The sequence below is a fragment of the Proteiniphilum acetatigenes DSM 18083 genome (assembly GCF_000380985.1).
GTDB classification, from domain to species: domain Bacteria; phylum Bacteroidota; class Bacteroidia; order Bacteroidales; family Dysgonomonadaceae; genus Proteiniphilum; species Proteiniphilum acetatigenes.
This window is the reverse complement of sequence record NZ_KB905713.1, coordinates 22356-43941: the sequence shown is the minus strand read 5'-3', so window position 1 is coordinate 43941 and position 21586 is coordinate 22356. Positions and strand designations below refer to the sequence as shown.

Here is a 21586-nt window from a genome sequence, read left to right as displayed (position 1 = left end):
AAACGTCTCCATAAGGAATGATTTGAAACTTTTGTTTAACTTCGTGGTTAGTTCAATTAGAACATCACCGCAGATACCTCTATATTGGTTAAGTATGCTGGTTTTATCCATCTTTAATAGACTTTGATCAGCTATAAAGATACTGATAATCAGCTGCTTAACCATCTTTTTTATGTTAAACTATGTTATGTAAATCATTGAATTTTAATTAGTTAATTGAATATTTACCGAAGTATTGTCTTTATTAACAAGATAAAAATTCGTAACCGGGGATTGGCACTGCAAAAGGTCAATGGAGCGTCTAATTTTCAACTGTTAGCCATGCTTTTCTGTGAATTTATCTCGTTATTAGTGGTAGCCTTGATAGTCGGGTTGGTATTGTCGGAATTATTATATCCTTCTTTTGTGAAGTTTTCAATGATTGAAGTGCCCAAATCATTCTTTCTTCGAGATGTCCTTCTATTCGGATTGTCCATACTTCTGTTGTCACTATTTTTTGCTTTTGTACCCATAAGTTATTTCATGAAACGAAGTATTCAGGAAAATCTTCTTCCGGAAATACAGCGGAGTGGTGGTGTGAAAGATCGTTTCACACTAATAACAATTAGCTACTGAAGAAGAGATCAAAAGAATAGGGACTGAAAAAGTCGGAAATCGTTCAGTTAGTATTTTAAATATGGAGGAATTATATGCCGAATATACCAAGTCCGAACGCTATTTGCTTATACTATTGAGTGTGATGACCGGGGTCACAATCCTGATAGCTCTTTTCGGGATTTACGCCATGATCACCCTTGCATGTAACAGGCAGCGAAAAGAGATCGCCATACGTAAAGTAAATGGAGCAAAGGCAAGGGAGGTTTTTTTACTCTTTTTCCGGAGATACTTTATAATTACACTGTTTTCTTGCATAGTGGCATTCCCTGTAGGGGGGTATATTATGCAACGCTGGCTGGAGCAATATACCCGACGTGTTGAGATGGAGTGGTGGCTCTTTACTGGGATATTTGTACTCATTACGCTGATCGTGTTTGTAAGCATCTTTTCCCGTGTGAGTCGTGCCGCGAAGGAGAATCCGGCAAAAGTGGTTAAATCGGAATAATTCAATGTGACGATTTGCCAATAAGACTAATATGCCAATTCGAAGATATACTGATTTACTGACTCGAAGATGTGTCGATATGTTAATGTGTCAATTATAGAAATCATCTGCCGAAGATACGCGGCATAACAAATAAATAAATGAAAATAACCATTCGTACACTCAACCGATTCCGCCTGTACACGGTGGTCAATATCCTGGGGCTGGCATTGGGCCTGACGTGTGTTATCCTTATTGTCCGTTACGTGCATCAGGAAACAACGGTGAATCATTTCGCGGCCGATCTCTCCCGGACGTATCTAATGAGTATTGAAGAACAAATCGGACAAATCCGCTACGGTGGAGCAGAGAATCCGAATAATGATAACAATTACCGGGACCCAATGAACCAGAATGGTATTGAGTATTTTTCTGTTTTCATTCCTTTTGAAGAAGATTATATCCTTTACGAGGAGCATCGCTACAACACGAAATTGATCGTTCACTAAAGGGTTGATATGGAAAGGAACGGTCGAATTGATCCTGTTCCTATTGTTGGCATTTATTCTCTCGATGGCTTTTGTAGAACTAATTTACCCGTTATACAGCGATTATACGAGGTTAGATCATAAAGGAATTTATGAAAATTTTATACAGTATCTGTCAAAAAGCAAATTGATAAATATAGCGTTTTCCTTATAGGGGGGCTTTAGCTTTATATTTCTTGTACTAAGTCTGATACCGATCTGTTTTTTTGTGAAGAGAAAAAGAGAAGAAAGGAACCGATCTATGGGGAAGGGGATAATTATACAGATGCCAATGTAGTGGTAGTCGAACCCAATTTCCTCTCATTTTTCGGCATGCGGATGGAATCGGGAGAATGGTTATCTGAAAATGAAATTCCACAATATGTGATAAACCAGACAGGAGCAGAGATGATAAACCTGCCGGCAGATTTCAGTAAAATTTATGATATTCCAGAAGCAGGAGGGGCTCAATTCCATATTAGTGGTATTCTAAAAGATTATCACTATTTCCCTATTCAATATCCTTTGGAGAAAACATTTTTCCATATTCCTTCGGAAAGAGAAAGAGCCAATTTGTTACTGAAAACACCCTACATTTATATTAAGATTATCCCGGAAAATAAAGACCGGGCGCTTACTTTTGCCAAACAACACTATAAAGATTTCAGCAAAGGTGAAGTTACGCCTGAGAAGCAATTTCAATACCTGCCTGATATAATGAGGGAATTGAATGTAGCCGATATCTATATGTCAAGGATTTTCCTTACATTGGCCCTCATCTGCATTCTGATCTCCTCGTTGGGAATTTATTTATTGGTGGCATTATCCACCGAACAGCGGAAAAAAGAGATGGCTATCCATATCATTAACGGGGCTGCTTTCATAGATATATTGAAACTGTTCCTTGACAGGTATCTTGTATTGGCGTTGATGGCCAATGCACTCTCTTTACCCTTGGGTTACCTTTTTGTCCATCGATGGTTGCAAACCTATGCCTATCATTTTCAATTATCATTTTTAATGTTTGTACTCGTGCTATTGATCACGATAATGATCGTCATCCTGTCTGTCGCGATACAGGTAACACGGGTACTGAAAATGAATCCGGCGGAAGTAGTGAAATCGGAATAAAGGGATTCGATTTCACGAAAGGGCTTCGGGCTCCGGTGGACGGCTGGTTGTTCTGAATTTGCTTTCGGGTAGCGGGATGAACTCCTTGTTGTCGTTGGGAGGAAGGATGATCCTGCCCGACTGCCAGTCGGCCTTGGCCTGTTCGATGCGCTCCCGGCGTGAGGAGACAAAGTTCCACCAGATAAACCGCTCACCGAGGGGTTCACCACCCAGCAGCATGATGGTACAATCGCTCTTGGCGATTAGCGTTGGGTGCTCTGTCTTGGAGAAGACCAGCAGTTGCCCCATCGTATAGACTCTTCCGGATACCTCCAGCGTTCCTTTTGCAATATACACCCCTCTCTCGGAGTGTTCCCGTGGAAGATCCAACTTGGCACCGGCATCGAGCCTGACGTGCAGGTAGAAGAGAGGGGAGTGGGTACTTACCTTGCTTTGAAGGCCGTACGCTTTACCCGCTATAAGGCGCATCCAAATGCCCTTGTCAGAATAGATGGAGAGTTGCTCGGGCTGGTAATTGGTAAAGGTGGGTTCACACTCCTCGTCGCTCTCGGGAAGCGCCACCCAGGTCTGTAACATCTCCAGTGAGCTGTTGGCTAACAATTCCGGGTCTTCGAATCGCTCGGAATGGGATATGCCCTTGCCGGCAGTCATCCAGTTCACTTCTCCGGGTCGGATGGTTTGCAGCGAACCCAGACTGTCGCGGTGGGTTACCCGGCCGTCAAAGAGGTAGGTGACGGTAGAAAGCCCGATATGGGGGTGGGGCAGCACATCCATTGCGGTCACTTCTGCCGGTTGCAGCGTAAGGGGACCGGCATGATCCATGAAAATAAAGGGACCTACCATGCGTCGTTCGCGGAAAGGCAGGATGCGGCGCACTTCAAGCGTTTCGCTGATGGCGGCGCGGCGCGCGTTGATGATTAGTTCCGGCATAATATTATTTTTTACTGGTTGAGTCGCTTTATACAGTTTTAATTCATCCTCATTAAGTTCTATTTTTAACGTTATGTCAATAAATATTGATGGGCAGGAATAACGGAAATAAACCCTACGTCGGTACGAATGGTATCGGATGAAGCAGCAGTAACGATTATGCCATTATCGGTTTTGAAGTATTCCATAGCTGCAAGCAGTCCGCTCACTTCCCGTTCTTCATTTTCGAGGGTCAATTCCCAACAAACCTGTATAACCTGTGTCGTTTGATCTTTCTGGCGGACAACAAAATCGCATTCCTTGTCTTTTTCATTGAAATAATATACTTCTTTGGTCTTCCTGCGCCAATGCCAGAATACGACGCTTTCAAGTAAATGCCCTAAATTCCGACTGAAAGATGTACTGCCTATTTGTACCAACCCGGGATCAATCACATACATTTTCTTGGGGCTTAACATCTGCGCCTTATGCGACCAGTCAAATTTTGGAACCAAAGAAACCAGATATGAATTCTCAAAATAAGAAAAATAACTCAATACAGTTGAGCCGGACTTAACGCCAATGGCCGATGTCAATCTTGACGGAACCACAAGCGTACCGTTGTTGGCAAGCATATACGAGCAAAGTTTCTTTATTGAACCGGGGTCTTTCACACCATAGCGGACTATGATATCACGATTGAGTATATCTTCAATCAGAAATTCCAGGATTTCAGGTAGTTTTTGTTTTAGAAAGCCGGGAAAGCCGCCTTCATTCAGATAGGCCAATAGAGTTTCCGGATTAGCCTGAGCATGGTGGAAATCCAAATATTCGGCAAAAGAAAATGGAAAAAGTTCTTTGGTTATATGCCTTCCGGTCAGTTTTGTACCTAATTCGACACTCAGCGAAGTGGCATTTGAACCCGTCACGATAACCTGAAAATTCTGGTCTAATTTCTGGCGAATGTAAAGCTCCCATCCTTCAATAATTTGAATTTCATCAAAATAGAGCACTTTCAGTCCCGATTCATCAATCACCTTATCCAATAAAACAAAGTCTTTAATGTCAAAACCGTAAAGCCTTATATCCTCAAAATTCAAATAGAATATATCCTGAAATTGCTTGCGCACAAATTGCCGTAAGAGCGTACTCTTGCCACAACGTCTGACCCCAGACAGTATCAAGGCGTGTGTGGGAATATTCGGTAAGTCCGGAAGCAAGGTCCTTTCTATCACGTCTTCGGCTTCTGTGAAAGCATCCTGCTTTTGTTCCCACGTTATTTCTGCCAATGACGACTGTTGCATTTTTATGCTCATATCTTTTTTATTACAAATATATAGTGATTTTTGTATTATGCAAAATATTTCATTTGAAATGATGTATATATTTCATTTGAAATGATGTATATGTCTTATTATTGTTGATGTATTTATTTTTATCTAATATGAATTTAATTAAACGACTCATTCGGATTGTTTTACCCTCGAATAATTCTTCCCGGCTACGAACGATACCTTACTTTCCGAAAAGTTGGACCACACCTCATGCTTAGCACTTGTGTGAACATTATCCCGAAAACGGATGTTTACTTGACAGGTACATCCCTCGCTTTTGGATGTAGTTGGATATGAATTGTTTCAATCCCAAAATAATAAGTAATATGGATAAAATCACTTTAAACGCATTTATTATGTTGAGTATTGTATTGTTTGCTGCCGGATGTACCGGTAGCGGTAGCAGTGAAGAGAGACGATCGGAAGTGATTGTACCGGATGTGCAAGCAGTGAATCGCCCCCATGTAGCAGTATTGCTTACTGAGGGATTCCAGGATGCCGAGGCTTATATGCCGATCGGTTATCTGGAAAATAAAGATATGGATATTACGGTGATAGGTCCTGAAACGGGACGGGTGAAAGCGTATAACAGCGATTTTGAAATAGTTGTACAAAAGAAAGTAGGAGAGGTGAGCGTCGATGAATTTGACGCGCTGGTACTACCTGGAGGAAAAGCCCCTGCTGCATTGAGAGAAGACCCGACGGTAGTGGAGTTCGCCAAGAACTTTTTCAATTCAGGGAAGCCGGTAGCCGCCATCTGTCACGGTCCACAAGTATTGGCTACAGCAGGAGTACTTAAGGATGTAACCACCACTGGGGTGGGATCTATCCGGGGGGAACTGGAGGAAGTCGGTGCGAATTACGTGGATGAAGCACTGGTAATAGATGGGAACCTGATCACATCGAGGGTACCGGACGATTTGCCGGTCTTCAGTAAGGCCATCGAGGACGCGATCAAAAAGGCCCGCTGATTCCATATTCATTTAGTGTAGTATGTTAATAACAGCTTTATGCCGGTTACGGGAAACCGTGATGCAGGGGTAGGGCTGTTTTTCAATACATAGAAAACATGCCATACATTGATTATTACAAAATACTGGGAGTCGATAGGAATGCATCGGCGGAAGATATCAAAAAGGCTTACCGCAAGCTGGCGCGTAAGTTGCATCCCGACCTGAATCCGAACGACAAAGAGGCTCAAAAGAAGTTTCAGGAGCTCAATGAGGCCAATGAGGTGTTGAGCGATCCGGAGAAACGCGCCAAGTATGATAAGTACGGTGAGAACTGGAAGCACGGCGAAGAATATGAGAAAGCACAACAGCAGTACCAGCGGCAAAGTGGCCGGCAACAGCAGTGGAGCGACCAGGGTGGACAGACTTTCTATACCGAAGGAGATTTTTCGGACGACGATTTTTCCGACTTTTTTCACTCTATGTTTGGTAGCGGGTTTAGCAGGAGACAAGGCGGTACCGGCAGCCGTAACAGGTTCAAAGGTGCGGACTATCAGGCGGAATTGCGCCTGACACTTCGTCAAGCCATGCAAACACATCAGCAGACATTGTCGATCAATGGGAAAAATGTACGTATCACGATTCCTGCGGGAGTGGCCGACGGGCAGAAGATCAAACTGGCAGGGTATGGTCAGCCCGGGGTGAATGGCGGGCCGAACGGTGACCTCTATATCACTTTCACTATTGAGGATGATCCGGTCTTTAAACGCCTTGGGGATGACTTGTATACCGATGCTGTTATCGACCTCTATACAGCTGTGCTTGGGGGCGAAACAATGATTAATACTCTTGACGGACAGGTGAAAATGACCATTAAATCCGGTACTCAACCCAATGCCAAGCTACGGCTGAAAGGTAAAGGATTTCCCCTGTATAAGAAAGAGGGACGGTTTGGTGATTTATACGTGACGTTGAAGGTGCATCTGCCTGAACATCTTTCTGATAGAGAAAAGGAATTATTCACGGAACTATCAAAAATCAGGAAATAATGAGTGGAAACAGATTACTATACAGCGAATGTCTGAGGATCTACGAGATAGAAGAATCATTCATTGAATCGCTACGGGACGTGGGGTTGATTCATGTGATCGGTCAGGACGACGACAGGTTTATAGAATACGACGACCTCTCCGACCTGGAACAATTTATCCGGTGGCATTATGAGATGGATATCAATGTGGCGGGGATCGATGCACTCCGGCATATGCTGGTTAGGGTACGGTCGTTGCAATCGGAGATAGAAGAGTTACGCGGCGAATTGCAATTCTACAAAGCCCTTCAACAATGAATGTAAATCATGCTTTATATTTTTTTCGGAATTAATTCCGGTCTCTTACTTTTATACCGACAGCTTTCAGTTGTTGCCAACCCGATTTGTCTGTCAGGCGTATCATGAAATGATAATCCCCGGTATCCACATCATCGGGAACATGGATACTGCTCTCAGCTTGGTAGGAGACCATTCCGTCAGGGATACGGAAACTCTCATTATAGATAAACGGATTGACCGGTGTTTTCTTTTCATCCGGTTCACAGTCCACATCATCGGTGCTGTGTGAATGATGATCGAAATTGTTATGGATTTCGATATTATAATTTCCTAACTCCCGGTTATCGGTGAGGAGTGCTTTAAATGTAAAACTATCTCCTCTATATACTACATCGCAGGTCAAAGGAAAAGCCGATACCCCGCTCATGTCGATCTCCGGTTTTTCCATATCGTGATCATCTTCCTGACCGCATGAAAGTAACAACAAAAGGGCAGTCAGACAAAATAATGCTTTTCGGATCATATTATTTCTTTTTAAATTATAAAGTATTCTCAAAATAGGAATTTTATTGCTGAAAATAAGTTGTTTGAGATTATTTCCGGATAGAGGGAATTAAAGAGAGGGTGAAATCACATATTGTGATACACCCTCATGCCAATTTCTCTATTAGTGATTATGGTCGTGATCATGCTCATCATCATGGTCATGTCCGTCGTCATCGTTTTCGGATGCCGGTTTTATAATCAGTTCGGATTCTGCCATGCCTGTCTGTCCCTCCTGGTCTCTCACAACCAGATGCAGGTGATATTCACCTTCCGGTGCTTCGGCCGGTATTTCCAGGTGCTCGTGGAATGTGACGTTTTTTACCCCAACATATTTGGCATCGGTATATACCTTATTAAATTCGTAGTCTCCGTCCTCCTGATGGACTTCTACAGTGATGCTTTCAATCAACCCGTCGGCTGTTATCTCTGCTTCAATATGGGCGTCTGATCCGGCATAGGCGATCTTGTCGTTCGGATTATCATGTCCTGATCCCAGTTCGGTGATCTTGACGGTAGGTGCCGAAGGTGTATCCTCTTTCTCACAAGAAGAGAAAAACAGTACGTTCGTGCTAAGAAGGAGCATTGCTCCCAAAAATAATTTTCGTTTCATACAGATAAAATTTTGATGGTTTATATAAATTAAAAAGAGAAGCCAAGCATTACTGATACATTTCTGCCTGGTTCAGGTACATCGATCAACCGGTAGAAACCGGTATGGTCGTAATATCTTTTGTTCAGCAGGTTTTGTACCTGTAGCCGCAATTTTATACTATTATCTTTTATATCCCAGCTACGTCCTAATGATAGGTTCAACAATTGATAACCCTCCGTTTTTTCTTCCGGAGGAACGATCCTGTTTTGAGCACCTGTCACCCTGTACTCCAATACTATATCGCCTTCGGTTCCGAGAAAACCTTTGCCGGGCCGGTAACCGATGCTGAAATTGGCTGACCATGGCGGAGAAAAGGGGAGCGAATATCCTTTTTTATCTCCTGAAAGCTGCTCGGCATATAGATATTCCGATTGCATCATCAGGGAAAGCTGTCGGGTGAGCTGTAAGTGCACATCGGTTTCAAAACCGTAACGGATCACCCTTGCCTGTGCGTAGTGATACATTTGCAATCCCTCGTAATATTCAGGGGTGGGATTCAGGTAGATATAATTGGGAAAGTAGTTGAGGAAAGGCTCTAACTGGATCGTTAGCACACTGTTTTGCCAACGGATCCCCATATCGGCCTGATACGACTCTTCCGCCCTGAGGCTGTTATCACCTTTCTCATACCTGAATATGTGGTAATTTACCCCGTCCGATCCCAGTTCTTTTGGGGTCGGCGCACGAAAACTCTTACCGATATTGGCTTTCAGCATCCATCTGCCCTGTTGGTAGTTTAATCCTGCAGACCATGTGAAACTGTCGAAACTTTTCTGCAGGTCGGCAGCCCGTTCCTTATATACCGGGCTACCCTGTTCATCCGGTGTCTGGTACCAGTCCCGGTAACTATCGATGTGCACTTTCACCTTGTCGGCACGTGCACCCGAACTGATAATCAAATTATCCGAGATATGGTATCGCCCATAAACAAACACTCCCATGCTTGTAGTGCGAAAATCGGGAATCACAAATCCCCATCCGTCTCTTTTGTTATGCTGATGTTCTATGGAAAGTCCGCCCTGTAAGCTTAACCGATCCTTCACCGGCATCCTGAGCAGGGTAGATGCGGTATAGGTATTCTTGTCGAATTGACGTTCCAATGCATCGGGAGGAACAGGCATATAGCCGTGAGATACCGGTTCGGAGAACTCTTTCCTGCGGTTGTTCTGAAACGCGATATTTCCTTCCCAGGTAATATTCCCGATGCGCCATGCCGAGTTATTGATTAACTTGAAATGATTGACCGAGTGATAGGGTAGGTCTATATCTCTGGAAGACCTGTCGTAATTTATATCGGATAGTCTCACTTCTAACCCGTGTGCATCGGCAAAGAATCCACTTCGGGAATTAATATTCGAGACTAGTAGATGAGAACGGAAATTTTCTCCCAAATAACCCAGCGTAAATCCTGCATTCCGGTCTCTTCCCGCGGTATTGCGTAAACGACGGTTTTTTAATTGAATATAATAGGAGTAATACTGTATGCTGTCGGTCGGTACTTTATAATCCGCATAGTCCATATAGGTAGCATTGATTTTATAGTACCATTTGTTGATTCTGCCGCCGACCTGTCCCGAAACACCCATCGACTCGTTATTACTCCTCCCGTAGAGGTTAATATTGCCCTCTGCCTGTTCGGTGGGAATATAGTTATTACGCAGTTGGATTACTCCGCCAATAGCATCTGAACCATATAAGAGTGACCCCGGCCCTTTTACAATCTCTATTTCATCGACGGAAAACTGGTCAATCTCCAGGCCATGATCCTCACCCCATTGCTGGCCTTCATGTTTTATCCCATTTTCTGTTACGATCATCCGGTTAAAACCGAGACCACGGATAGCGGGTTTGGATTGGCCGGATCCTATGGTCATAGCCCTTATCCCCGGAATTTTTTCCAGACTTTGCATCAGGCTCCCGGAAAAGTTGTCTTCAATATAGGATTTATCGACGCGGACAATGTTTTGTGCAGACTTCATTTGGATATTTCTCATACGGTCACCTCGTACAATCACTTCATCCAACTCTATAGGGTTTGTATCCTCATCTTGTATAGTTCTACCGATTGTGTCGGGATGCTGTGGATGCAGGGATAAACGGGATTGTCCGGAGAACGACTGTGAAAACTCACCCGATTCAACCGAGTGCGCTGCTAATTGGGTACATAGAAGAAATATTAATATAGAATAGCAAAATTTCATCTGTATCTGTCTGGTGCATGTAAATTAAAATACTTTGCAAATATACAAAATATTCAATTGCAACAATGATGCAATATTGAAAAAGTAATAAAAAAACGTGAAAGATCAGGATTGTTGCCAAAATAGCTGTATATTCGTAACAAAATATCATTTGAAGTGTTGTTGCATTATGACAGTAGAAGAAATTTTACATGCCCACGATCTGAAGAATACCGGCTGCAGGAAATATATTCTTGGGGAGCTGCTGAAAAATGAGGCGGCGATGTCGGAAAATGAGTTGAAAGAGTCATACCCTGATCTGTTCGACCGGGTTACCCTATACAGGACATTAAAGACGTTGGAGGACCGGGGTATTATCCATCGCATTGTCCTGAATGACAACACGGTGAAATATGCACTGAACAGGCATCACCATGAAGATAACAACCTCCATTCCCATTTCCATTGTGAGAAATGCGACGAGGTGTTGTGTCTAGATGGCGTCACTCACTTTGACACAGAGTTGCCGAAAGGCTTTGTTACCAAGGATGTATTTGTAGTCGTGGAAGGATTGTGTGCTGATTGTGTGAAAAAATAAAGGAGGCACATGGTAGTCACACGCCTCTTTGTTTATTTTAGGAGAACCGGTTAGAGGTTCAATTACATTAGACTATTTGAATCGCCTTCGTTCCTCGATTTTCAATTCTACGCTAGACAGAGGCAAAACTTGTTTTGCCTCTGTACTCGCTTAACGAAAACGTTCAATAGGTTTATGCATTTAATGAGAATGTTCTTTCTCTTTTATTTTTTCGGACTGTTTGTCATGTAAAACACCAATGTGCTGCCGTTGATGATATCATCATGCGTGATGAACTTCTTCTCATAAGATTGCCCATTCAGTTCTATCTTCTCTATATACATATTCTCTTCCGAAAGGTTTTTCGCCTCCATGGTGAAGCGCTTCCCGTTCTCCACGTTGATGACAGCTTTGGGTATCTGCGGAGCGCCAATGACCAATTCGCCGCTCACCGGATTCATGGGGTAGAAACCCATAGCGGAGAACATGTACCATGCCGACATCTGCCCGCAGTCGTCATTGCCGATAAGCCCGTCCGGTTTGTTCCGGTAGAAATCGGTGGTAATCTGACGTATCAGCCGCTGAGTTTCTTCCGGCCTGTCGAGATAAGAATAGATATAAGCCACGTGGTGACTTGGTTCGTTACCGTGCGCGTACTGGCCGATAAGTCCGGTCACATCGGAGAGTTGAACGGTCGATTCCTGGGTGGTGTTGAAGAGATAGTCGAGTCCTTTTTCTGCCTCCTTTTTTCCGCCCATCAATTCGATGAGGCCGGGGATATCCTGTAACACATGCCATGTATATTGCAGGGCATTACCTTCCGTGTAGTGGCCCCCGATCTGTGAATCAGCGTGCGCCAGTGCATAAGGGTCGAAAGGGGAGAGCCATTGGCCTTTGGAGTCTTTGGGGCGCATAGTGTTGGTTTCCTCATCGAACAAATTTCTGTAATAGCCGGCCCGTTTCATAAAGAACTCGTAATCTTCCGTTTTCCCTAATTTTTTTGCCATCAGTGCGGCGGAATAGTCGCTAAATCCGCATTCAAGCGTACGGGAAACCGACTCCACTTTGATAAGGTCGTAAGGATAGTAACCATATTGGTCGTAGATCTCCCAGTCCGATTTATAGTGCTTGCTTTCGGTGATCGATCTTTTGATCTCCCGGTAGGCTTTCTCCGCGTCGAATCCGTCGAACCCTTTGAGGTAAGCATCCACGATCATAGAGATGGAGTGATTACTGATCATGGTATAGGTCTCCTGTCCCATCAGCGCCCAGATAGGAAGATGTCCTTTCTGTTCGCTGTAATCAACAAACGTATTTACCAGGTCGGCGATGATCTCCGGGCTAAGGATGGTGTACATGGGAAAAGCGGCGCGGAAGGTGTCCCATTGTGAGAGGGTGGAGTAGAATTTTCCGGTGCGCGACTGTGTGATCTCGCGGTTGGGCCCCACGTAGCGACCATCCACATCGGCTATGTTGTTGGGTTGTATATAGAGATGGTAGAGCGAGGTGTAGAAATTGACCTTGTCGTCTTCCGTACCCTCTATCTCCACCCGTGAAAGATAGCTGTTCCAGGCCTTTTTGGCGTCCCGGTGCACTGCGTCGAAATCCCATCCGCTTACTTCTGCTGCGAGGTTTTTCTTTGCACCCTCAACGCTTGTGGTGGACATGGCGATCTTCATTTGCAGGATAGGATCGTCCTGCATGTCGAAGGTCAGGATATAGCGGGGTGCTTTCTCCCGTGGATCCCGTGATTCGAGCTGTTCCGAAGAGAGGATCGGTTTGTCGAACTCGATAGCGAAATAGTAAGTGCGTTCTACCCATTCGGTGCGGCGGGTATAGCCGGTAATGAGCCGGTCGTTTTCGAAAGTGACCTCATTATCGAGTACGTGGGTGAAGAGTTTATCTTTCGTCCATACCAGCCCGCTTTGAAAGTCGGCTAACAAATTCGCCGGTTTGTCTTCGGCAAAAGTATAGCGGTGGAATGCCACATGCGGGGCGGTAGTGATTTCCACACCTACTTCGTTATCGGCCAGCTCCACCGCATAGTAACCGGGAGAAGCTTTTTCCGTAGCCTTGTCGAAACTACTGCTCAGGTCGTCGCGTTTCTCACCGGAGAAAGGCTGCATCAGCAGGTCGCCCAAATCGACACACCCTGTACCGTTCAGCCTGTTCTGCGAAAAGCCGTTGATGCGCTCATCGTCATAGAAATAGCCGGAACAGTATTCCCAGGAGAAATTGCCCGTCTCCGGCCCCGGTTGCATCATGCCTAACGGGTATGTGGCGCCGGGAAAAGTATGTCCCGTGAATGCTGTTCCTATAAAGGGGTTTACATATTGAGTAAAATCTTTTTCACTGTCATCTTGCTGTTTCGGCGTACAGGAAACGACCGCCAGTGCAAGTACAGTAAATAGAATTGGTTTTACTTGCCTAAATTTTTTTATCATCTGTCTATTAATTAAAAATTAAAAGTGAAAAATTGAATTCGTTATCTTGTATTTATCGCGCGAAGCGTACTATCATGCGAAGTATCTATCACTTTATCGTGCGAAGCACACTATCATTTTCCCACATTATCTCATCATCACATCATCACATCATTAAATCATCACATCAATCAATCCTCCCTCTTTGCCCGTCTGGTTTCCCAGATAAAGTAGGCAATCAGTCCGAGGAAAGCAAAGAGCGCCACAATCTGGGCACCTGTACCATGAGGGTCACTCCACAGGTTGAAGTTGAGTGCATTGCCGTCGCCGGTCATAAATATGATCAAGGCGCCAAATACGCCAAAGAGTGCAGCACCTGCTATGAATCCGGAAGAGATCAGGATAGCACGCTGGTGGCGTGCATTTGTCAACTGCTTATCAGCACCTTTTTTGTTGATCCAGTGGTTGAGTAATCCACCCACGACAAGAGGGGTATTCAGTTGGAGGGGGATAAACATACCGAGTGCGAATGCTAAGGGTGACACACCGAGCCAGTTCACGAGGATAGCGATCACTGCGCCGATCCCCAGAAGTATCCAGCTGACGCCACTTCCTGCCATCAGCGGTTCTATGATGGCGGCCATGGCGTTGGCCTGCGGAGCCACCATCGGATTTGGATGTTCAGGCGTAGCTACAAAGCCGTATGCTTCATTCAGGATAAAAATCACTGCTCCCACGGTTGCCGCTGAAACCAACGTCCCGAGGAACTTGTAGGATTCCTGCTTTGCAGGAGTAGTACCAATCCAGTAACCGATCTTCAGGTCAGTGACAAAGCCACCTGCCATTGAAAGTGCAGTACAGACAATACCTCCAATGATCAGTCCGCTCACCATTCCCTGCCAGCCTTCCAATCCCACGGCAACAAGGATTACCGATGAGAGGATCAACGTCATCAGCGTCATTCCCGATACAGGGTTAGTCCCCACAATGGCAATGGCATTGGCAGCCACGGTGGTGAACAGGAATGAGATAACGGTGATGGCGATCAAGGCTACAATAGCCTGTACAAGTGTGATTTTCACGCCGATGAGCAGAAAGATAAATACGGCGATAAGCGTGAAGAACAGGAATAACATCACGAATGACATCTTCAGGTCCCGGTTTGTACGCTTTATATCCGTTCCCACAGCACCGGTAGCCACTTTCTTGCCGACTGCCAGTTTAAAAGCGCTGCCGATCACACCGGCCGATTTGATGATTCCGATAATACCTGCCATCGCGATGGCGCCGATACCTATCGGACGTACATATTCTGCAAAGATCGCTTCTGCCGACATTGCTGCAAACGGATTGACACCTCCACTCATGGCTGCCGTCAATGCACCGATCTCATTTACTAACGGTATCAGTACCAACCAGGAGAGTAACGAACCGACGGTGATGATCAGGGCATATCGTAGTCCTACCAGGTAACCGAAGCTAAAGATCAGGGCACTTACGTTGAATTTGAGTACCATCTTGAATCGTTCGGCCATCATGGCGCCGGCAGGAATAATGCGTGTGGTGATCTCTTCGCTCCAGAGACGGAAGGCGGAGAAACAGAAATCGAATAATCCTCCGATGAGCCCACTGGTGATTAGTAACTTTGCTTTGTTGCCACCCTTCTCTCCGGTCATCAAGATCTCGGTAGTTGCTGTGGCTTCAGGGAAAGGTAATTTCCCGTGCATGTCTTTCACAAAATATTTACGGAAGGGAATAAGGAAAAGAATTCCCAGGAATCCTCCTAGCAGCGATGAAAAAAAGATTTGCCAGAAGTTAATCTGAATTTCGGGATATTTGGCTTGCAGGATATAAAGACCCGGGATAGTAAAGACTGCTCCGGCCACAATCACGCCTGACGATGCGCCGATCGACTGGATAATGACATTTTGCCCCAGTGCATTCTTTCTGCGGAATGCCGCCGATGCTCCTACGGCAATGATGGAGATGGGGATGGCGGCTTCGAAAACCTGGCCGATTTTCAGGCCTGAGTAAGCTGCCGCAGCCGAAAAGATGATCGCCATTAATAATCCCATACCTATTGACCATGGTGTTACTTCCGTTACCGGCCTGTCTGGTGGAAGTACAGATTTGTACTCTTCTCCCGGTTTTAGCTCCCGATATGCGTTCTCGGGCAATTCCGTAATTTTCTTTTCTTCTAATTCCATATATTTAATGTGCTAATATGTCAATGTGCCAAATTTGATACATACGCAACTAAAGCGGAGACTTTTAGACGAAATCTTTAGTTGCTCATACTACTTCCGAAAGTTGAGTGAATAATATTCGCCAAAATTTTTGCCGAAAATACAAAAAAATCTGTAAAAGAAGCTCCTATTTTCGTAACTTTGTCGGGATTGAGAAGGAATTAAACTATAATAATAACACAAATCGATGAGAAAATTTCTTTTTAAGGTTATAGTAACAATAAGTATTGTGATGGTAAGTGTTGTGACGGTATCGGCACAGCGCTATACACTGGAAAGTCTGTTGGGTGGTGAATTTACACCCCGCGGTATAAGGGAGATGGTGTCGTCGGAAGACGGGATGCATTTTTACCAGGCCGATCCACAGCAGACGGCGGTGATTAAATATTCATACGCTACCGGCGAAGCGGTCGATACCCTGTTTAATACACGTAGGGCCCGGAACTGCACTTTTGACAGCTTTCAGGGTTTTTTGGTAAGTCCCGATGAAACCCGGGTGCTGGTATATCGGGACCGGGAGCAGGTATATCGCCACTCTTTCCGTGCCGACTATTACTATCATGACGTACGCCGCAACATGGTGAGGAGGCTCTCGGAGCATCCCTCTAAACAAATGATCCCCACTTTCTCTCCCGACGGAAAAATGGTGGCATATGTGATAGAGAATAATATCTGGCTCACAAAGTTCGACTTCGATACCGAATCGCAAGTGACAAAAGACGGAGAGATGAACAAAGTGATTAATGGGGCGACCGACTGGGTGTATGAGGAGGAGTTCGGTACAACCCGGCTGATGGAGTTTTCTCCAGATAATCGTCTGTTGGCTTTTGTGCGTACTGACGAGTCGGCAGTGAAAGAGTTCTCTTTCCAGACTTTTAATAAACAGTTGTATCCTGATTTTTATCGATTTAAATATCCCAAGGCGGGAGAACCCAATTCTACAGTAGAGTGCCGGATATTCGATATAGAGGCACGTACCACACGCACTTTGGATGTGCCACTGGAGGAAAACGGTTATATACCCCGGATAAAGTTCACACACGATCCCGATCAACTGGCGGTGATGACACTGAACAGGGATCAAAACCGATTCGATATGTATTTTACAAGTCCCCGTTCTACGGTATCTAAACTGGTGTTGAGGGAAGAAAGCAAGTATTATATCGATTCGGAGTGGCTCAATTCAATCCATTTCTTAAAAGACCGTTTTACTTGCGTCTCTGAAAAAGATGGTTATAGTCATATTTATATTTACGGCCTTTCGGGTACGTTGCAAAAACAGCTTACTATTGGTAACTACGACGTGACGGCACTTCTGGCTGTGGACGAGCAAACCGAAACGGTTTTCTATGAGGCAGCCGATGAGTCGCCTATAAGACGTAATATATATAAGGTGAATATCAACAAGGGACAACCACAGAAATTGTCGCAGCAGACAGGATATAACAGCGCCTCTTTCAGCGGACAGGGTAAGTATTTTGTGAACCGCTGGTCGGATGCCGAAACGCCTACGGTGATTACTTTATACGATGGAAACGGAAAGCAATTGCGGGTATTGGAAGATAACCAGTCAGTCCGTGCCAAAGTGGCTTCCGCACAATTCCCCCGGAGAGAATATATTACCGTGACAGCTGCCGACGGTATAACCCGCCTGAACGGATGGATATTGAAACCCTATAATTTTGATCCTACCCGGAAGTATCCGGTGGTGATGATCCAGTACAGTGGTCCCAATTCACAACAAGTCGTAGACCGGTATAGTACCGACTGGTATTATGCATTGCTGAATGAAGGTGTTGTCGTGGCTTGTGTCGATGGACGTGGAACAGGCGCGCGGGGAGAAGAATTCCGTAAGAGTACCTATATGAACTTAGGTATAAAGGAGTCGGACGATCAGATTGCCGCTGCCCGTTACCTCGCCTCATTACCTTATATTGATGGAAATGGCATCGGTATCTGGGGATGGAGCTATGGAGGATATAACGTTCTGATGAGTATGAGCCGTGGAAACGGTATCTTTAAAGCTGGGGTAGCCATAGCACCGGTAACCGACTATCGGTTTTATGATACCATCTATACCGAGCGATTTATGCGTACACCGCAGCAGAACAACCAGGGATACGAAAATGGATCGCCCATTGCGCTTGCGAACCGGTTGGAAGGTAACCTGTTACTGATACACGGTACGGCCGACGATAATGTACATTTCCAGAACTCCGTTGAATATGCACGTGTATTGATCGAAGCCGGCAAACATTTCGACATGTTCTTCTTTCCTGATAAGGACCATTCTATCAGAGGCGAAAATACAAGGAAATATCTTTATGAAAAGGTGATCGATCATTTCAAACGGAATCTGAAATAAATTCTCTCTCCTTTTCTTAATTTTCAGGGATTTGTTGCCGGATGGTTTATAACTATCCGGTAACGTTTTTTAAGTCTAAACAAAAAGGCCGTTTTATTGTTATTAAAGGGAGCATTTCGAGAAAGGGTGTGTGAGATAGACGTTATTTATCAAGGAATTTTCCAGGTGGTTTTATCTTTTGTAGTGTACTAAAACCTACAAAAGATGGTTCGGTTTATGGTTCATTATGCAGAAAATATTAAAGAATCCGGCATTCGGACTTATGTCGATGTTCATTTTTTCAATCCTCGTGTTGTATGCGGACTCCCGTATTGCGACAGGAATTGCGTTGGCGTTGTCTGTGGCAGGATATATTGCAGTGAAGAAGTATAGCCGGCTTATCTATGATATTTCCATTATTACATTTATAATTGCGCTGTTATTTTCTTTTACCGTTTTCCCGAAATTGCCGGTATTTAACCGGTTTGCGATTGTAGAAATTATTTTTGTGATATCCCTTATTGCTATGCGACTTTCCAGAGGAAAGATCATTACCCGGGTAGCCAAAGGTCGTAACCTGATGTTGAAGAATTATCTGAAAGAGTCACTTAGAGTGGCTTTCCAGACGCAATACGGATTATCGATTCATCTTCTTCTGGTGCTGGCATTTTACCTGTTTGATGCCGCAGAGATTCGCTTCGTGAGTAGTGTAGCTATGGTGATACTGTGTCAGATTATAATGCTGATGATTATGATCATGGAGACTGCCAGGTTATCTATCTTGGATAAAAAATTGTTTCAGGAAGAGTGGTTACCCGTGGTGACGGAAAAGGGAGATGTGACCGGAAAAGTGGCGAAATCGATCACCAAAGACCTGAAGAATAAATTCATGCATCCGGTGGTTCGCCTCGCGTTGATCTACAAAGGAAGAATTTACCTCCAGGTGCGGGATCAGAATCGGCTGTTGAATCCCGGAAAGCTGGATTATCCGTTTGAGAAATATATGCAGTTCAACGACAAAGTGGATGAAACTTTGCGGAATAGTATCAGAAAAGAATGCGGCGGTAATGATATCCCTCTGCGTTTTTTGTTGAAATATACATTTGAAAATGAAATAACCAAACGTCTTGTATTTCTCTATGTGTCCGTTATTGAAGATGAAGCGGTTTTCAACAGCCTGCACCTGCAAGGAGGAAAATTATGGACAGCTTCACAGATTGAAGATAATATGGGTACCGAAATTTTCTCCGAGTGTTTCGAATTGGAATATGAATACCTGAAAAACACGGTTCTGCTGGCACACCAATTTTTGAATAACAGTAAGCAGAAGTAGTCGTGGTGATAACTGTCTTATAAACAGATCTATATGACTTTATTCGGTAAGGCTTATCATTGCGCCTATAAAATATTTTACACCAGACTGTAACTTTTTGGTTCCTCACCCGTCATTATACAATGAACATTGATTCTTTCCATACCGTCATCCTCCCCCTGAAGGACAAACTCTTCAGGCTTGCATACGGCATTGTAAGAGAACAGGCCGAAGCAGAAGATATTTTGCAGGATGTGCTCCTGAAACTCTGGAGTAAACGGGACGAATGGAGTTATATAGAGAATCTTGAAGCTTACTGTTTCAGGGTTACCAAGAATACGGCGCTCGACAGGTTAGCTTCCATGACTGTCCGAAAAACCGGAGTGATCGATCCCGAAAAAGAAAATCTCGTTTTCGTTGATAACCACTCTCCTCACAATGAAATGGTGAGAAAAGAGCAGCGCTCGGCCATAGATCAGTGCATTGAGACGCTTTCGGAAAATCAACGGTTAGTTTTCACGCTTAGGGAAATCGAAGGGATGAGTTACCGGGAGATAGCTGAAGCACTCGCTATCAGTGAAGATCTGGTAAAAATAAGCCTTCACAGGGCAAGACAAAAAATGAAAGAAATGTTATCGGCATATCACAAAGATGGATAGTGAAAAGATACATAGTTTATTAGAAAAATACTGGAACTGCGAAACATCGGTACAGGAAGAGAAAGAGCTACAATTGTTTTTCTCCGACGGTAATGTGCCTGAAGAACTTCGGCAGTACATTCCGCTCTTCTCTTATATAAGGGATGAACAGTCAGTTACATTGGGCGACGACTTCAGTGAAAGATTGCAGAATGCCCTCGGGGCGGAAGGAAAGGAGCGGTATATCACTATTCGTATTTTTAGACCGCTGTTGCGTATTGCGGTCTCAGTTTTACTTGTAGTAGGGATGGGAATAAGTTTCTACTTTATTTCGAAGCAGGATAACCGGCCGCACTTTGTGGAAACATTCGAAGACCCCAATGCAGCGATGCAACAGGCCACTTATGCCCTGGAAAAATTATCGCACGCATTGCGCAAAAGCGAAACAGTCTCGGTAGAAACTATTCATTTTATCGATGATCTGGATATTGATTGGACTGCCATCGACTCATTAAACAAAAACAATCCCGTTGAAACGGATAGTGTAAAAACAGAAAGGTAAATAGTGTATGAGAATAGTAATGGTGATGTTGTTTTCCCTCCTTCTACCGGCTGCCCTCCTGGCCGATAATTTCGTATCGGTATTTATGGAGAGATGTGCTGAAGATGAGAGACTGTTAAACAATGTGAACATCGGTAAGACAATGCTTGATAGAATGGCGGCCAATACCGATGATGAGGAGTTAAAGAGTACATTCAAAGAGTTGAATAGCATTCGTATAATAAGTTCCGACAATGTAGAGGACTCTAAATATTACTTTAAGAAAGCAAATGAACTGATCAAAGAATCATTCATGGATTATGAAGAAGTTGTCTCGCTAAGCGAAATAGGATCGAAGATCTCTGTTTGGGTGAAGAGGCAGGGTGAGGAAAAGCAGGATCTTATACTCATTGCACTTGATAGTGACGGAAAACTGTCTATCATTACGGTTTCAGGAAAGATAGATTTCGATTCCATATCCAAACTGTCAGGGTCGCTCCGGGATGGGCAGCAATTTCCCTGACGGTCAAACAATTGATAAAATAGGCTAATAATGCCTCAAAAGGTGTTTCTGATTTTAAACATACATTAGTGGTCTTTTTAAAATAACTTTTTTCTTTTTTATATTTAAACGATGAGCAGGCAGCCGAGCGTGAGTTTAGCTGCCTGTTGCTATATACCCCGTTTGCCGGTAAAAGGTGAGGCAGAAAAAATGATCTGATTTTTTCAAAAACATAGAGAAACACTTGCACATCTGATTGATTATTTGTAATTTTGTGCCGTTTTTCATGTGAAGGGAATGGTTATTAAATGATAATCAGGGTATTAATATTCTACCATAACGTGAAAGATAAGTGAGACAGTT

General features: G+C 44.1%; 20 protein-coding genes and 1 pseudogene. 13 read left to right on the top strand and 8 right to left on the bottom strand.

The window, feature by feature from the left end; all coding sequences use genetic code 11:
• Positions 1-216: 216 nt before the first annotated feature.
• The 4 genes from F597_RS23190 to F597_RS0119110 all read left to right on the top strand — a co-directional run bounded on the left by F597_RS23190 (position 217) and on the right by F597_RS0119110 (position 2739).
• A complete protein-coding gene (locus F597_RS23190) occupies positions 217-615 on the top strand; it encodes an FtsX-like permease family protein (protein WP_081624423.1) in 399 nt (132 codons plus the stop codon).
• Between the two features lie 61 nt (positions 616-676).
• Positions 677-1102: an ABC transporter permease gene (locus F597_RS0119120; RefSeq protein ID WP_019541363.1), complete on the top strand. Its 426-nt coding sequence runs from the start codon at positions 677-679 to the stop codon at positions 1100-1102.
• 140 nt (positions 1103-1242) lie between these two features.
• Positions 1243-1590, top strand: a complete 348-nt coding sequence (locus F597_RS0119115; RefSeq protein WP_019541362.1) for an ABC transporter permease — start codon at positions 1243-1245, stop codon at positions 1588-1590.
• Between the two features lie 315 nt (positions 1591-1905).
• On the top strand, positions 1906-2739 hold the full coding sequence (locus F597_RS0119110; RefSeq protein WP_019541361.1) for an ABC transporter permease: 834 nt from the start codon (positions 1906-1908) through the stop codon (positions 2737-2739).
• Between the two features lie 12 nt (positions 2740-2751).
• Here the strand turns inward: F597_RS0119110 and F597_RS22950 are convergent, their stop codons facing one another.
• The 3 genes and pseudogenes from F597_RS22950 to F597_RS0119100 form a co-directional block, all read right to left on the bottom strand.
• On the bottom strand, positions 2752-3207 hold the full coding sequence (locus F597_RS22950; protein WP_245542059.1) for a pirin family protein: 456 nt from the start codon (positions 3205-3207) through the stop codon (positions 2752-2754).
• A gap of 150 nt (positions 3208-3357) precedes the next feature.
• Positions 3358-3561: pseudogene (locus F597_RS23185) on the bottom strand (pirin family protein); the annotation flags it as partial.
• A gap of 179 nt (positions 3562-3740) precedes the next feature.
• Positions 3741-4964: an ATP-binding protein gene (locus F597_RS0119100; RefSeq protein WP_245542057.1), complete on the bottom strand. Its 1224-nt coding sequence runs from the start codon at positions 4962-4964 to the stop codon at positions 3741-3743.
• 344 nt (positions 4965-5308) lie between these two features.
• On the opposite strand from F597_RS0119100, the gene F597_RS0119095 reads away from it, so the two are divergent.
• The 3 genes from F597_RS0119095 (at position 5309) to F597_RS0119085 (ending at position 7280) form a co-directional block, all read left to right on the top strand.
• Positions 5309-5953, top strand: a complete 645-nt coding sequence (locus F597_RS0119095) for a type 1 glutamine amidotransferase domain-containing protein (protein WP_019541358.1) — start codon at positions 5309-5311, stop codon at positions 5951-5953.
• A 98-nt stretch (positions 5954-6051) separates the two neighbouring features.
• Positions 6052-6981: a DnaJ C-terminal domain-containing protein gene (locus F597_RS0119090; RefSeq protein ID WP_019541357.1), complete on the top strand. Its 930-nt coding sequence runs from the start codon at positions 6052-6054 to the stop codon at positions 6979-6981.
• Positions 6981-7280, top strand: coding sequence for a chaperone modulator CbpM (locus F597_RS0119085; protein ID WP_019541356.1), 300 nt, complete (start codon positions 6981-6983; stop codon positions 7278-7280). The genes F597_RS0119090 and F597_RS0119085 overlap by 1 nt, the downstream gene beginning before the upstream one ends.
• 31 nt (positions 7281-7311) lie before the next feature.
• On the opposite strand, the gene F597_RS0119080 is transcribed toward F597_RS0119085, so the two are convergent.
• The 3 genes from F597_RS0119080 to F597_RS0119070 form a co-directional block, all read right to left on the bottom strand.
• A complete protein-coding gene (locus F597_RS0119080; protein WP_019541355.1) occupies positions 7312-7785 on the bottom strand; it encodes a DUF4625 domain-containing protein in 474 nt (157 codons plus the stop codon).
• Between the two features lie 144 nt (positions 7786-7929).
• Complete coding sequence (locus F597_RS21295; RefSeq protein ID WP_019541354.1) at positions 7930-8418, bottom strand: DUF4625 domain-containing protein; 489 nt, start codon at positions 8416-8418, stop codon at positions 7930-7932.
• Between the two features lie 29 nt (positions 8419-8447).
• Positions 8448-10661, bottom strand: a complete 2214-nt coding sequence (locus F597_RS0119070; RefSeq protein ID WP_019541353.1) for a TonB-dependent receptor — start codon at positions 10659-10661, stop codon at positions 8448-8450.
• A 169-nt stretch (positions 10662-10830) separates the two neighbouring features.
• Here F597_RS0119070 and F597_RS0119065 point away from each other — a divergent pair, with 169 nt between their 5' ends.
• Positions 10831-11238, top strand: coding sequence for a Fur family transcriptional regulator (locus tag F597_RS0119065; RefSeq protein WP_019541352.1), 408 nt, complete (start codon positions 10831-10833; stop codon positions 11236-11238).
• 203 nt (positions 11239-11441) lie between these two features.
• Here the strand turns inward: F597_RS0119065 and F597_RS0119060 are convergent, their stop codons facing one another.
• Together F597_RS0119060 and F597_RS0119055 are read right to left on the bottom strand one after the other, a co-directional pair.
• A complete protein-coding gene (locus F597_RS0119060) occupies positions 11442-13661 on the bottom strand; it encodes a GH92 family glycosyl hydrolase (protein ID WP_019541351.1) in 2220 nt (739 codons plus the stop codon).
• A gap of 170 nt (positions 13662-13831) precedes the next feature.
• Entirely contained in the window at positions 13832-15847 is a 2016-nt protein-coding gene (locus F597_RS0119055) for an OPT family oligopeptide transporter (RefSeq protein WP_019541350.1), read from the bottom strand.
• Between the two features lie 226 nt (positions 15848-16073).
• Here F597_RS0119055 and F597_RS0119050 point away from each other — a divergent pair, with 226 nt between their 5' ends.
• The 5 genes from F597_RS0119050 (at position 16074) to F597_RS0119030 (ending at position 21244) form a co-directional block, all read left to right on the top strand.
• Positions 16074-18251: a S9 family peptidase gene (locus F597_RS0119050; protein WP_026327667.1), complete on the top strand. Its 2178-nt coding sequence runs from the start codon at positions 16074-16076 to the stop codon at positions 18249-18251.
• A gap of 226 nt (positions 18252-18477) precedes the next feature.
• The gene (locus F597_RS0119045) at positions 18478-19563 is read left to right on the top strand and encodes an NUDIX hydrolase (protein ID WP_019541348.1); all 1086 of its coding nucleotides are present in this window, start codon (positions 18478-18480) and stop codon (positions 19561-19563) included.
• A 122-nt stretch (positions 19564-19685) separates the two neighbouring features.
• Complete coding sequence (locus tag F597_RS0119040) at positions 19686-20201, top strand: RNA polymerase sigma factor (protein ID WP_019541347.1); 516 nt, start codon at positions 19686-19688, stop codon at positions 20199-20201.
• Positions 20194-20742, top strand: coding sequence for a hypothetical protein (locus F597_RS21830; protein WP_019541346.1), 549 nt, complete (start codon positions 20194-20196; stop codon positions 20740-20742). The genes F597_RS0119040 and F597_RS21830 overlap by 8 nt, the downstream gene beginning before the upstream one ends.
• 7 nt (positions 20743-20749) lie before the next feature.
• Positions 20750-21244 (top strand): DUF4252 domain-containing protein, encoded by a 495-nt coding sequence (locus F597_RS0119030; protein ID WP_081624422.1) that lies wholly within the window; start codon positions 20750-20752, stop codon positions 21242-21244.
• Positions 21245-21586 lie beyond the last annotated feature (342 nt).

Coding starts and splice junctions, on each gene's coding strand:
- F597_RS0119120 (WP_019541363.1), top strand. CDS start 677: ATGGAGGAATTATATGCCGAATATACCAAGTCCGAACGCTATTTGCTT.
- F597_RS0119115 (WP_019541362.1), top strand. CDS start 1,243: ATGAAAATAACCATTCGTACACTCAACCGATTCCGCCTGTACACGGTG.
- F597_RS22950 (WP_245542059.1), bottom strand. CDS start 3,207: ATGCGCCTTATAGCGGGTAAAGCGTACGGCCTTCAAAGCAAGGTAAGT.
- F597_RS0119100 (WP_245542057.1), bottom strand. CDS start 4,964: ATGAGCATAAAAATGCAACAGTCGTCATTGGCAGAAATAACGTGGGAA.
- F597_RS0119095 (WP_019541358.1), top strand. CDS start 5,309: ATGGATAAAATCACTTTAAACGCATTTATTATGTTGAGTATTGTATTG.
- F597_RS0119090 (WP_019541357.1), top strand. CDS start 6,052: ATGCCATACATTGATTATTACAAAATACTGGGAGTCGATAGGAATGCA.
- F597_RS0119085 (WP_019541356.1), top strand. CDS start 6,981: ATGAGTGGAAACAGATTACTATACAGCGAATGTCTGAGGATCTACGAG.
- F597_RS0119080 (WP_019541355.1), bottom strand. CDS start 7,785: ATGATCCGAAAAGCATTATTTTGTCTGACTGCCCTTTTGTTGTTACTT.
- F597_RS21295 (WP_019541354.1), bottom strand. CDS start 8,418: ATGAAACGAAAATTATTTTTGGGAGCAATGCTCCTTCTTAGCACGAAC.
- F597_RS0119070 (WP_019541353.1), bottom strand. CDS start 10,661: ATGAAATTTTGCTATTCTATATTAATATTTCTTCTATGTACCCAATTA.
- F597_RS0119065 (WP_019541352.1), top strand. CDS start 10,831: ATGACAGTAGAAGAAATTTTACATGCCCACGATCTGAAGAATACCGGC.
- F597_RS0119060 (WP_019541351.1), bottom strand. CDS start 13,661: ATGATAAAAAAATTTAGGCAAGTAAAACCAATTCTATTTACTGTACTT.
- F597_RS0119055 (WP_019541350.1), bottom strand. CDS start 15,847: ATGGAATTAGAAGAAAAGAAAATTACGGAATTGCCCGAGAACGCATAT.
- F597_RS0119050 (WP_026327667.1), top strand. CDS start 16,074: ATGAGAAAATTTCTTTTTAAGGTTATAGTAACAATAAGTATTGTGATG.
- F597_RS0119045 (WP_019541348.1), top strand. CDS start 18,478: ATGCAGAAAATATTAAAGAATCCGGCATTCGGACTTATGTCGATGTTC.
- F597_RS0119040 (WP_019541347.1), top strand. CDS start 19,686: ATGAACATTGATTCTTTCCATACCGTCATCCTCCCCCTGAAGGACAAA.
- F597_RS21830 (WP_019541346.1), top strand. CDS start 20,194: ATGGATAGTGAAAAGATACATAGTTTATTAGAAAAATACTGGAACTGC.
- F597_RS0119030 (WP_081624422.1), top strand. CDS start 20,750: ATGAGAATAGTAATGGTGATGTTGTTTTCCCTCCTTCTACCGGCTGCC.